Source organism: Aureicoccus marinus (assembly GCF_002954325.1).
Lineage (GTDB): Bacteria > Bacteroidota > Bacteroidia > Flavobacteriales > Flavobacteriaceae > Aureicoccus > Aureicoccus marinus.
Map to the genome: position 1 here is coordinate 538607 of NZ_MQVX01000001.1, position 13163 is coordinate 551769.

A 13163-nucleotide genomic window follows, 5' to 3' on the forward strand; every position below is an offset into this window, starting at 1 on the left:
CGTTTGCAATGGAACTATTCCTCCCTTAATTCGGTAAAATATAGTTGTTGAGGTCCAGGGTCCAGTCGTAGTTTCGGTAACTGAGTTTAACCCTACTTTTTTGAGGAATGAGCTTTTGTTCTTTTAGGATTTTTCGAATACCATTCTTTCCACCAAAATCTCCGCGGAACCAGCTAAAGAGGGAGGTGACTTTGGCCGTGTTAGAAGCCTTGTCAAAAATTGTCGTTTTGGTCAGGTAGGCCCGGGTTTGTTCCTGTAGCTGGGTTTCCAGGGTTTCTGGGGTGTAAACGGCTACCGGAGGACAGTCCTTGGCTCCACAATTCAACGCAAAATGAGCTCTGTAATCCACTTGATTTACCCGGTTTTGGCGCTCAAAATTTTCCGGAAACCAGGTTCTGAAATACCCCAGTCCGTATTCCCATTGGGATTTGCGAATCAGGCCGTGTTCTACTTCGGCAAAACTCAATTGAAGCCCAGCGACCGAAATAAGTCTTTTCTTAAAAAAGTCAGAGCGGACGGCCGGTTCGTAGTATTCCGGATGCGCACGCAGCGCTGTGATGATATTGGCGTTATAGAGGTTGATCCAAAAGGCCATTTTTTTCTTATCGGTATCCAAATGAAGGTGCAGGGATTCCGCGTCTAGTTCCTCAAGGGAGCGCTGTAAATCCTGGCTGTTTTCATTTCTCAAGACGGCCAGCAGGAGTTCTTTACTCAATGTGTTGGGATTCACCTTTGCAGTATTCAAAAGGGAGGTATCGTCGGGGATTTCGGTTTTACAAGCGATGGTCGCTAGAACGACAAACAGAAGAAAAAGCAAATTCTTTAAGGTATTGAGCATAAACTAGGGATTGGTTTGAACCATTAGGGTATAGGTCGAAGCCGGGAACCATACCTTTCAAATGCTGAAAATCTCTTTGGTTTTAGTGGTGAAAATCCTTTCAAGAGATCACTTTATTTTTTCGGAGGCTTTTGCAAGCTTATACCCGAAAAGAAGAAAACGGCGCCCAGAATTCCGACGACGATCAATTTTTTAATCTCTTCGGTGTCGTTGATGATCATGACGGCCGTATAGATGAGGCCAACAATTCCAATAATGGCGAGGAATGCGCCGAATATTTTGGGTATATCCATGACCGAAAATTAATGAAATTTTATGTGTTGACCATAGGAAATTCCCCACGGTTTATTCCTTCTATAATCTCATCTGTTGTGCTTAATTCGGCAAACTCCCCCTTCAGGCTGGCCAAAGTAACCCGGTGTACAGTAGGGGCATCGATGGTTAGACCTTCTGCATCCACTTGGTCAAAAGCCGCAGTCGCATCGCTCACCAGGGTGCAGTGAAACCCTAAATTATTCGCCATTCGCACATTCGTAGAAACACAATGGTTGGCTGTAATTCCAGCGAAAACCAGTTTTTGAATCCCTTTCTCTTTTAAATCTTGTTCCAGGGGATTTTCAATAAAGCCCGAATGCACTGTTTTGAGGTAGACCGTTTCCTCAGGACTGGGTTCCACAGCGGAATGAGGTTTCTTGCCGTCTTTGGATTTGTGTAGAGGAGAAAGCGGGTTTTCGGAATGGTGGTGAATGTGGAACACAGGCCATCCCACTTGTCGCCAGGTCTTCAGGAGTCTTCCTGCATTGATTTCGGCTTGGGGGTTGTTGCGTTCCCCGCCATAGTAGGCCTTTTCAATAAAACCCTGTTGAATATCGATAAGAACCAGCGCTGGAAATTTCATAGCCTAAAAGTACACAAAGAAAAAGGAGACCTCCATGGGTCTCCTTTCTATAGCTGTTGTTGAGATTCTAGAACGAAAATGTTCCTCCTAGACCTAAGGTGCAGAGATTGGGATCATCCAAAACGATGGAAGTACGAGGTCCCAGACTGAAACTTTCGCAAATTTGGAAGTTGTACCCCGCCTCTAAATAAAGTCCGGCATAATCCGAATTATCAGCTGTCGCGAAGGTGTATCCTGCACGGCCAAAGACTTCACCATCGACGTTGTTAAAAATATCGGCTGGAATGTAGGCATCTAACGAAAAGGTCAGAAAGCTTTCTCCCTCAAAGGGCTCATTGTCTAAAATGGTGTGGTATTCGGCTCGGAACCCATAATCAAAGCCCTCAGAGTGGTTGATGCGGTATCCAATTCCGATTCCGTAGGAGAAATCAAAAAAATCTGCAAAGTCTCCCTGCAGGGTGTTAAAGCTGGCGTTTAAAAAGAGCGCATTGCGGTCTTCATAGGACACTTTTTCTTGTCCGTAGGCCGAAATTGCCAGCAGACACACGGCTGCGAATAAAAAATTCTTCATTTTCAATTGGTGTTTTGATTCCCCTGAAGATAAAGAAATTATCGCTTATTCATCTAAAGCTGACAGCACCTGAGTAGGGCTCAAGAGGGTTTTGTGGACCGGACAGCGGTCGGCTATCTCCAGGAGCCTCGACTTTTGTTCTTCACGGAGTGGCCCCCTTAAAATGATGCGTTTTTTAAACGTGTCGATTTTCGCCGAATCCTTTTCACAATCAGCACAATCCTGTGCGTGGTCTCGACCGTAAGAGGTGTGAACCTCCACATTTTCTAAAGGCCACCCTTTTCTTTTGGCGTACATCTGCAGCGTCATGACGGTACAAGCCGTAAGGCCAGCGGTCAACAGTTCGTAGGGAGAAGGGCCAAAATCATTCCCTCCGTAGTGTTCTGGTTCATCGGCGGTCAAGAAGTGGTTCCCTACTTTCATGGAGGTAGTAAAGCCATCTTCCGCCTCCAGGCTACCCACCACCTGTTCTTTCGTTTTGAGTGCGTCCGGTTTACTGTCTTCTATGCTCAGATAGCGCTGAGCCCAGCTGCCAATGACCTGTCCGGCGTAGAGCGAGTCTTTTTTGTTGTTGAGTAAGTGATCCGCACCATCCAGAGAAACAAAGCTCTTGGGGTGATGAGCGGCAACATAAATTTCTTCCGCGTTTTTGATGCCTACGGTATCGTCTTGCGGAGAGTGTAAAATCAACAAGGGCTTCCGAAGGGATTTGGCAGCCTCACCAAGGCTCTGTCTTTCGAGATCCTCCACAAACTGTTTCTTGATGGTGAAGGGTCTGCCTGCCAATCGGACCTCTGCCTTCCCTGAGGATTCAATTTCTTCTAAGCTGGATTGAAATAAGTGCTTGACATGAGTAGGGTGGGAAGGGGCGCCTATGGTGGCCAGAGCTTCCAGAGAAGGCAACTGAGCAGCGGCAAAAATAACCGCTGCCCCTCCCAGGGAATGTCCGACCAATAACTGAGGTGCTGTGTATTCCTGTTCTAGAAACCGGGCGGCCGCAAGGAGGTCTTCTACATTGCCCGAAAAATTCGTTTTGGCGAAGTCCCCTTCGCTTTCTCCCAATCCGGTGAAATCAAAACGCAAAACTCCGAAGCCTTTATCCGTGAGCGCTTTACAGATGTTGCGGACGGCCTGCAGATTCTTATTACAGGTGAAGCAATGCGCAAAGAGGGCAAAACTGTGCGGGTAGCGATCGGCAGGAAGCTCGAGGCGGCCGGATAAATCCTGGCTCGAGGCATTTTTAAAAACGACTTTTTGTACACTCATCCTTGGGTTCTTTTATCAATGGATAGGTAGTCGAACCAGCCGGGGTGAACTTACTTCTTGCGGAAATCCGGATTGAAGAAGAACCCAACCTGATAACGATCAAAATTGGCCCCACTAAAGTGATTTTTTAAGTAACCCAATTGCACACTGGCATTTTCAGTAATACGAATACCCAGTGCTCCGTAAAGGCGGTTTTGATCGAAAAGAGGTTCCTGCAAATTGACAAACACTTCGTCATAGAAATTTAAAAAGAAGGTGTTGGTCAAAGGCAGGGTCACCTGTAAACGATAACGCGCGCGGTGTTTGGTATCTGTGGTGTTCAAGTCGGTATTCTCAATAAATCGCTGCTCGAGACGGTAACGGTGTTCAAATAAGAATTCCCCCACCTTATTGGTTAAAATAAGCTGCTCAAAAATCCGGTGTTCCAGGATTTCGTTCCCGTTAAAGAAGCCGTCTTCCAACCCCTGCTCCATAAAGGTGGGATCCGTATCGATATAGGCATAACCTGCAGTCAGGATGGCATTCGGTTTGACGTGAAAGTTAATCCCGGTCCGAAGCAACATTTGGTTAAAGTTCCCTTCGGTTTGGTAATAGCGAAATTGGGCTTCTGTGTGCAGACTTATCTTGTCTGACAGCCGGTTCATTCCAAAGTACATATACCAAATTCCGTCTTCGGCCTGGGGGTCGGTTGCGCCTCCAATAGCTTGAGAAAATACGGATCCGGAAAAAAGTAAAGCGAGTAAGAGAGTAAGTTGGTTTTTCATGAATTACCAGGTGAATTTTTTGAGTTTAGTAAATGGGTTGATGTTCAGAGCTTCGATTGATTCGCGATAAACCGGCCATTTTTCCTTGTAAAAGCTACGTGTACTGTTTAAGGCTTTATCGACTGCCTCTTTGGCAAATTTCATCAAGCGCCTTTCGGTTTCTGTGATACCTTGTTGTCTTGACCCGATATAGCCCGAAGCTGTTCCAAGACGACGCACCACATTCATTTCTGGGTTTCGTGTAATTCCCTGGCGCTTATCGACCTTTCCGAGATAGAGCGCCATTTGTTCATCTATGGCCTTGACAATCTCTTTGCTCGATTTGATCTGCTCCTTATACTTCTCTTTGTCCAGTGCACTGAGTTGCTTTTGCAAGCTCTCTGCCGTTTTCTTGCTTTCGGCGAGCATACGGGTAACATCTGCGACTGTTTGGGTAAGCTCATCCAATTCTTTCCCGCTCTCGTAGATCTCTTTCAAGCCAGGAAGAGAGTGCTGAATTCTGGGATCCAGTGCAACCTCTACGCGGGTCTCCACTTCCTGATCACCATATTTCAGTTTCACGTTATAGGTGCCCGGCAGTACATCACGTCCGCGAGGTTCACGTGTACGTTTGCGGACAGTACGGGAAGGACGATCCGGTCCTTTTTCAGTCATATCCCAATAAACACGGTGGAAGCCTGCCTTCTTCGGAGTCTTGATTTTAAAGGATCGGATTTGCTTGTCTCCTTGATAAACCGTGAAGAAAAGAGAATCTTTTTTCACTTTCTTGGAACCCTCTTCTACCTTCTTATCCTTTTTCTTCCCGGCAGATTTAGCCGCTCCTTCTTTTAGGTAAAAGGTAATCATAGCTCCTCCGCGGCGGTTGGTTCCACTGTAGAGTGCATCCCCACCAAAGCGACTCCCTGTAGCCTGTTGGTAGGCCGAATGGTAAGCGGTCGGGCTAGGGAAGAGCGCAACCGATTCTTGGAGCATCTCTGGTCGTCCGGCTAAAGCCCGCAGAGGACGAATATCGTCTAGCACCCAAGCAGCTCGACCAAAAGTTCCAATAATAAGATCTTGTTCTCTCGGATGAATCACAAGGTCTTTCGTGGATACCGTTGGAAAGTCTTTATTCCACTTAGTCCAATTTTCGCCTGCGTTGAGCGATAAGTACAAGCCATCATCCGTACCGAGGAACATCAGGTTGGGATTCTCCGGGTCTTCGATAACCGAAAGGGTATAGCTTTCTACATCTTGCTCATCGACAATGCGTTCCCAGCTCTTCCCATAGTTTTTGGTTCGGTAAACATAGGGTGCATAGTTATAGCGACGGTAGTCATTGGCTACCAGCAGGGCTTCTCCTTGCTTGGTCGCTGACGCCTTGATTTGAGCTATCCAGCTGCCTTTTGGGAGGTCCTTTATGTTTTTGGTTACTTCTTTCCAGCTACCACCTCCATTTTGGGTGAGGTGTACGCGGCCATCATCCGTACCTACCCAGAGCATATTGCGCTCTACAGGAGAAGGTTCAATAACCAAAATGGTACAGTGGTTTTCTGCTCCGGTGGCATCCATAGTCAGTCCGCCACTTTCACTTTGCTTCAGCTTTTCAGGATTGTTGGTTGTAAGGTCAGGAGAGATCACTTCCCAGGTCAATCCTTTATCCGTACTCTTGTGTACAAATTGACTTCCGAAGTAAACCGTGTTGTTGCTGAATGGATCTTGTCCGATTCCAGCATTCCAGTTAAAACGAAGTTGGGTATCGGCATCCGGTGGAGTCGGGCGGACCGAATAGTTGTTTCCGGTTTGCCAGTCGTACCGTGAGACAAATCCTTGTTGGCTCATCGCGTACCCATAACGGGAATCGTCTTTGTCGGGAACCACGTCAAATCCATCTCCAAAAGCGATTTCTTGCCAGTAGCTGTTGCGGATGCCTTGGGCTCTCCACACATAGGCGGGTCCTCTCCAAGAACCGTTGTCTTGCATACCGCCATAGACATTGTATGGATATTCTTCATCCACGTTAATATGGTAAAACTGAGCCACAGGCAGGTTGCCGATAAAGCGCCAGGTTTTTCCACCATCCTTGGTGATGTTCATCCCTCCATCGTTTCCGTCAATCATGAACTTACCGTTCTCAGGGTGAATCCACCAGGCATGGTGATCCGGGTGAACCCCATTAGACACCCCATAGGCCGGCATGAGCTGTCGGAAGTTTTTACCCCCGTCTTCAGAGACATTGACATAGGTAAAGATGGAGTAGACCCTGTTTTCGTTTTGGGGGTCGACATAGATTTCTGAATAGTAGAAAGGGCGGTTCCCGATATCGCTCTTGTCGTTGATCTTAGACCACTTGAATCCGCCGTCAGTAGACTTGTACAAGGCATTTTTCTTGGCTTCTACCAAGGCGTAGACCACATTGGTTTCTCCTGGAGCAATAGCAATTCCGATACGTCCGAGATCACCCTTCGGCATGCCTTCTTTGACGGTGATTTTCTTCCAATTTTCACCTCCGTCATGGGTCATGTATAGACCACTGCCTGGACCTCCAGATTTAAAAAACCAAGGGTCCCTTTTGTGCTCCCAGAGGGCTGCAAATAGTTTATTTGGGTTGCTCGGGTCCATAACCAGATCCGCGACACCTGTACGGTTGTTGGCGAAGAGAACTTTTTTCCAGCTCTTTCCTCCATCCGTAGTCTTGTATACTCCACGTTCACTGTGCTCTCCCCAAGGAGAACCGATTGCACCTACATAAACAACATCAGGATTGGTCGGATCGATCACCACCCGATGAATGTGTCTCGTTTTTTCAAGTCCCATAGACTTCCAGCTTTTTCCGCCATCCAGGGATTTGTATATTCCATAACCTCCATTTAGACTGTTTCTGGGATTTCCCTCACCGGTTCCGACCCAGATGACAGAGGGGTTGGACTGTTGAATAGCCACTGCACCAATAGAGGCGGTAAGCTCGTAGTCAAAAACAGGTTCCCATTTGATACCGCCAGAGGTCGATTTCCAAAGACCTCCTGAAGCGGTTCCGACATACATGATATCCGGATTATCTAAAACCACATCGATGGCGGTTACACGACCGCTCATACCCGCGGGTCCGATATTCCGGGGCTTAATGTCTTGAAGTAATTGGGGATCAAAGGATTGAGCGCTCAGCCCAAGACAACAAAATAAGGCGATAAAAAAGAGGAATTTTTGTCTCATAGGTGTCGGATTCGTTAGCCTTTAAAGATAAGGCATTTCAAGGGATAGTTCAGTCGGGGGGAATTGAATATCTTCAGCCTATGAATATGCGCAAACACCTTCTGATTTTCCTGATTACTGTATTGATGTTAACCGGTATTTCGTGTTCCAATAAAAGGGATACACCACCAAGAATTTTGGTCTTTTCCAAAACCATGGGGTATCGGCATAATTCCATTGGAAGCGGAATAACAGCCTTGCAAAAAATAGCAGAAGAAAAAGGTTACAGCATTGATACCACTGAGAATGCGGATCGCTTCACGGAAGAAGAACTTGAAAAATACTCTGCAGTGGTCTTTCTCAACACCACCGGGAATACCCTTGATGCCAGGCAAGAAGCGGCCTTTGAGCGCTACATCCAAGCGGGTGGGGGGTTCGTAGGAGTGCATGCCGCCACCGATACCGAGTACGATTGGAAGTGGTACGGACGACTCGTTGGAGCTTATTTTGAGTCGCATCCGCCGGGCTTGTATAAGGCTCGTTTTGAAGTGGTCAATAGGAGCTTTGGGGCAACATCTCACTTCAAAGCAAAGAGCTGGGTAAAGGAAGACGAAATGTACAACTTCAAAGAAGTACAGGCCAACAATACTGTTTTGCTCAAGGTAGACGAAAGCTCCTATCAGGGTGGAAATATGCAGGGGGATCATCCGATGAGCTGGTACAAGGAATTCGACGGGGGGCGCAGTTTTTACACGGCGCTGGGCCATACGGAATCGAGTTATACCAATCCAGAATTTCTGGCTCACCTTACTGGCGGTTTGGAATACGCGATAGGGGAGAACAAAAAATTGGATTACAGCAAGAGCCGTACTGCTTTTCCTCCAGATGCTGATCGTTTTACCAAAAGAGTGTTGCACGAAGGCCAATTTTTTGAGCCTACTGAAATGGCTTTGTTGCCCGGAGGAGAGGTACTCATTGCACAACGTCGTGGAGAGATCATGCGCTATGATCCCGAAACCAGAGAGCTGACGGAACTAGCCAAGCTAAGTGTTTATAGCAAAAGCCTGGAGAATCCCAACGTCAATGTGGAGGAAGGATTAATGGGGCTTCAGCGAGATCCGGATTACATAGAGAATCACTGGATATATGTTTTTTATTCGCCTGCTGGGGCGGAGTCCGTGAACCGACTTTCGCGTTTTCAGTACAAGGAAGGGAACTTTGACCTGGATACAGAGCAGGTCATTCTGGATGTAGGAAGTGACCGAGAAGTCTGCTGCCACACGGGTGGATCCATCGCCTTTGGACCGGACGGATTACTGTACCTCTCTACCGGTGACAACAGTACTCCTTTTGATGAACCCAATGCGCCTTATGTCAACAACGGTTATGCTCCTTTGAATGATCTTCCGGGAAAGAGCCCTTATGATGCTCGACGCAGTTCAGGAAATACGAACGATTTGAGAGGAAAGATTCTTCGGATAAGAGTAGAGGAGGACGGTAGTTATTCGATTCCCAAAGGCAACCTTTTTGCCCAAGGAAACCCAAAGGCAAGGCCCGAGATCTACACCATGGGGCACCGCAATCCTTATCGCATTTCGGTGGATCCAGTGAATGGATTCGTCTATTGGGGAGAAGTCGGTCCGGACGCACCTAATGATAATCTCGCTGCTCGTGGACCTCGTGGTTATGACGAAATCAATCAGGCTCAGGCCCCTGGTAATTTTGGTTGGCCCTTGTTTATCGGAAACAACAAGCCTTATGTTGCCTATGACTACAGCAATGGGGAAAGCGGGGAGGCCTATAACGTCAGCGCCCCTAAAAACACTTCCCGAAACAATACGGGGCTACAAGACTTACCTGCCGCTCAACCCGCGATGATTTATTATCCGTATGCGGCTTCAGGGGATTTTCCTCAATTGGAAAATGGAGCACGGAATGCCATGGCGGGCCCAGTCTTTTACAGTAAAGTCTATCCAAATTCCACCAGTTTGCCCGACTACTTTGACGGAAAACTTTTGGTTTATGATTGGATGAGGGGCTGGGTATTTACGGTTCACTTTTTTGAGGATGGGAGTTTTAAGAAAATGGAACCCTTTGCTCCACAGATCAACGTGAATGGACTCATTGATATGGAATTGGATGAGAATGGACAGTTGTACTTCTTGGAATACGGGAATGGTTGGTTCTCTCAGAATGATGATTCTGCCTTGAGTGTGATTGATTTTTACGGAGGGAACCGCCCACCCGTGGTCGATGATTTCAGTTTAAGCAAAAGCAGTGGCTTGGCACCACTTACCGTGGGAATTCGTGCGAGTGCTTCTGATCGAGAAGAGGATGCGTTAGCCTATAGCGTGGACTTTGGGGACGGAACAAGCGCAGAAGCCATTGCATTGCCTATTGAACACACCTACACCAAAGCCGGGGTTTACACCGTAAATCTAACGGTGACGGATGAGCCTGGGGATCAAGTGAGTGTTACCCAAGAGGTGATTGTTGGCAATTCCTTACCTGAAGTCAGTATTGAAGTGGTGGAAGGCAACAGTCAGTTTGCATTACCAGGCAAAGCCTTGCGATATAAGGTGAATATCGCTGATGCAGAGGACAGCGCTTCCGGCTTGAACGATGCCTTTGTATCTCTTGATTATTTTGAAAGTCCTGATGAAGTGCAACAGAACCTGGGGCACCAGGAGATGAAAGTTGAAGAACTTGGAAAGCAACTCACCCAGGAGTTGGACTGTAAAACCTGCCATAAGGTGCAGGAGGCTTCCATAGGCCCAAGCTATCTTAAAATTGCCGAAAAATACAAGGACCAAGAGAATGCTGGGGACTATCTGTTGGCCAAAATTAAACAAGGAGGAGCTGGAGTCTGGGGACCAGTGGCCATGCCAGCTCATCCCAATTTATCGCAGGCTGAGCTGCGGCAGATGGTGAGCTATATCGAGTCCCTTTCTGGAAAAGCACAAGAAGAACGCTCCAGCTTGCCCTTAGAAGGAAAATTGTCCTTGGACCCAGGCCAACCCTATGCCGTGCTTAAAGCCAGTTATACCGACAAAGGGGCTGAAGGGGCACCTTCCTTGAGTAGCAGTGCAGAACTTGTTTTAAAGCCCGCAAGGATACCGGTCGCTGACTTTGAAGCGGTTGAAGGTTTTAGCTATATGGAATTCGATGGCGCCCCTATGTACCTTTTGCCAACGGAGGAAGGGAGTTTTGAACTAAAACAAATCGATCTGACCGGAGTCAAAAAAATCCAGGTCATGTTGGCTTGGCAAAATAACTTGAGTAAGGCTGTTACGCTAAATATGATCGCTCAGAATGCCGCAGGAATCGATATGGGATCGGCCGTTACCATGAAACCGGAGGAAGTGAAAGGACGTCCTTCAGGCTTCATCGAGTTTGAGCTGCCGGATGCTTTGCGAATCGACAAGCGAGACATGAAGTGGACCTTTAAAAACGATCAAAGCGAGGTGCAAGGGCCAGTACAGGCCGTTGTCTTACAAATCATTCTCGTTGGGGAGTAGTTCTAATAAAAAGGCTCTTCTTCCTCTTTGTTTTTTAGGACAAAACGCTGGATAAGAATTTGAATCAAGGCCAGAACAAAGATGGCTAAACTGGTCATGACCATATAGCGGGAATAGGTCCAGAAAAGGGCCGATTCCTGAGGTATATTCTCAAAGTTATTGGCCCAGTTACCGCTGAGGTAGCGGCCGATAAATGGCCAGGCGGTACCTCCAAGCATGGCAAGGCGCAGGAGTAATCCATAGATAACTTCAAGTACGCGGCCGAGGTTGCCAAAAACCGTGTAAAACTGAATAACACCCCAGGGCAAAAAGATCAGGGCAAACCAGGTCATGACATTCCCTAAAGGAACATAAGGATCCTCCAACAAAGGAATGCTGATCAAGCTGCTCCCGCTAGCGAGAAGAATTCCCGTGAGGACGACCATAACCGTGGCCAACAGTAATTTGGAAGAGGCACTCATAGATTATTTTAAAGCGCGTGTTTTGATATAAAAATTATTATCAAACTCGACGTTCTCTGCCGTCGATTCACTGGACTTCCACTGTAAAGTTGGAAAGATCCATTCCCATTGATCGCCGAATTTCGCGCGAACAGGCATGTCAAAACCGTCTACAATTTCCTGGTAACGGTATTCGAGTTTACCATTGCTTAAACGGTATTCGAGCACAGGTATTTTAGTCGTTCTCAAATACTGATTAAAAAAGGCGGTTAAATCTTTTCCGGTTTTCTCGCTGATGTAGTCTTCGATTTGCTGTGTGGTTACCGTCTGGTGGTAGAACTGCTCGTTCAATCCTCTCAGAATAGACCTCCAAAGTTCATCGTCTTCAATGAGTTGGCGCAAGGTGTGAAGCAGGTTGGCTCCCTTGTAATACATGTCTCCTGAACCGGTATTGTTGACTCCGTATTGGCCGATTACGGGCTTATCATTACGGATACGCTGACGAGTACCAATCACGTAAGCTGCTGATGCTTCTTTGCCAAAATGATAATCCAGGTACAGATTTTCGCTGTAGGCCGTAAACCCTTCATGGACCCACATATCGGCAGCATCCTTATAGGTGATGTTATTGGCAAACCATTCATGGCCGGCCTCATGGATGATGATGAAATCAAATTTTAAACCCCAGCCCGTAGACGATAGATCATTGCCCAAATAGCCGTTGAGGTATTTGTTGCCATAAGTCACGGAACTTTGGTGTTCCATTCCCAGATAAGGAACTTCTACCAGCTTAAAACTGTCTTCATAAAAAGGGTAGGGGCCGAACCAGTGTTCGAAGGCTTCCATCATCATGGGAACCTGTTTGAACTGCTCTTTTGCCTTGTCCAGGTTTTCTCTTAGGACATAATAATCCAAGTCAAGTGCTCCTTTTTCTCCTTTAAAGACTTCTCCAAAGCGCACGTAATCCCCAATATTGGCATTGACCCCGTAGTTATTGATCGGGTTATTGACGAACCAGTGGTAGGTCGTTTTGTCTTTTTGTTGTTCTGTTTTGAGTAGACGTCCGTTGGCAACACCCACTAAATCCTTAGGAACGGTTAGCCTAATAGCCATACTGTCGACCTCGTCATACATATGGTCTTTATTGGGCCACCAAACACTCGCTCCTAAACCTTGGCAGGAAGTCGCCACAAAAGGTTTGCCATTGGAATCTTGTTTCCAGGAAAAACCGCCATCCCAGGGAGCGCGCACGGCCACCTTTGGGTTTCCGGCAAAGTCTACCTCAATCTCGCTATACTTTCCTGTTTTTAGTTTTTTGGGCAGAATAATAAAATGCGCATTGCCCTCTGATTCAAAGGCAATTTCTTGTCCTTTCCAACGCACCGCTGTAATTTTCATAGGGGGTTGAAGATCGATTTGCATGCGAGTCGGGCCTTTTTCTAAAGGCGTAAAACCGACTTTGTTGGTCCCAAAAATGAACTTATTTTCGGGGTCGACATCCACCGAGAGGTCGTAATAATTCAAATCCCACCATACCCGTTCCGGTGTAATGCTTCCCCTCAAGGAATCTTGGCGAGTAAATACCTGCGCATGAGCCGATGAGCACAGTAACCCAAATAGAACCAAAAGAATCCCAAAGCTTTTGTTTAAAAAAACGGATCGGGAAGGGGGGTTAAATAACATCTGCATAGCGGGCT

General features: G+C 47.0%; 10 protein-coding genes. 1 reads left to right on the forward strand and 9 read right to left on the reverse strand.

Features of this window, described 5'->3' with window-relative positions; translation table 11 throughout:
• Positions 1–25 precede the first annotated feature (25 nt).
• The 7 genes from BST99_RS02570 to BST99_RS02600 form a co-directional block, all read right to left on the reverse strand.
• On the reverse strand, positions 26–838 hold the full coding sequence (locus tag BST99_RS02570; RefSeq protein ID WP_105000408.1) for a DUF547 domain-containing protein: 813 nt from the start codon (positions 836–838) through the stop codon (positions 26–28).
• 113 nt (positions 839–951) lie between these two features.
• On the reverse strand, positions 952–1131 hold the full coding sequence (locus BST99_RS02575; RefSeq protein ID WP_105000409.1) for a hypothetical protein: 180 nt from the start codon (positions 1129–1131) through the stop codon (positions 952–954).
• Positions 1132–1151: 20 nt separating this feature from the next.
• Positions 1152–1736: a cysteine hydrolase family protein gene (locus BST99_RS02580; RefSeq protein ID WP_105000410.1), complete on the reverse strand. Its 585-nt coding sequence runs from the start codon at positions 1734–1736 to the stop codon at positions 1152–1154.
• 67 nt (positions 1737–1803) lie between these two features.
• Complete coding sequence (locus tag BST99_RS02585) at positions 1804–2307, reverse strand: porin family protein (RefSeq protein ID WP_105000411.1); 504 nt, start codon at positions 2305–2307, stop codon at positions 1804–1806.
• A gap of 45 nt (positions 2308–2352) precedes the next feature.
• Positions 2353–3573, reverse strand: coding sequence for a bifunctional alpha/beta hydrolase/OsmC family protein (locus BST99_RS02590; RefSeq protein WP_105000412.1), 1221 nt, complete (start codon positions 3571–3573; stop codon positions 2353–2355).
• Positions 3574–3623: 50 nt separating this feature from the next.
• Positions 3624–4337: a DUF2490 domain-containing protein gene (locus BST99_RS02595; RefSeq protein WP_105000413.1), complete on the reverse strand. Its 714-nt coding sequence runs from the start codon at positions 4335–4337 to the stop codon at positions 3624–3626.
• 3 nt (positions 4338–4340) lie between these two features.
• Complete coding sequence (locus tag BST99_RS02600; RefSeq protein ID WP_105000414.1) at positions 4341–7529, reverse strand: WD40/YVTN/BNR-like repeat-containing protein; 3189 nt, start codon at positions 7527–7529, stop codon at positions 4341–4343.
• A gap of 86 nt (positions 7530–7615) precedes the next feature.
• On the opposite strand from BST99_RS02600, the gene BST99_RS02605 reads away from it, so the two are divergent.
• Positions 7616–11026, forward strand: a complete 3411-nt coding sequence (locus tag BST99_RS02605; RefSeq protein WP_105002408.1) for a ThuA domain-containing protein — start codon at positions 7616–7618, stop codon at positions 11024–11026.
• Positions 11027–11028: 2 nt separating this feature from the next.
• Here BST99_RS02605 and BST99_RS02610 read toward each other — a convergent pair whose 3' ends face one another.
• Entirely contained in the window at positions 11029–11487 is a 459-nt protein-coding gene (locus BST99_RS02610) for a hypothetical protein (protein WP_105000415.1), read from the reverse strand.
• 3 nt (positions 11488–11490) lie between these two features.
• A complete protein-coding gene (locus BST99_RS02615) occupies positions 11491–13149 on the reverse strand; it encodes a M1 family metallopeptidase (RefSeq protein WP_105000416.1) in 1659 nt (552 codons plus the stop codon).
• Positions 13150–13163: the final 14 nt, after the last annotated feature.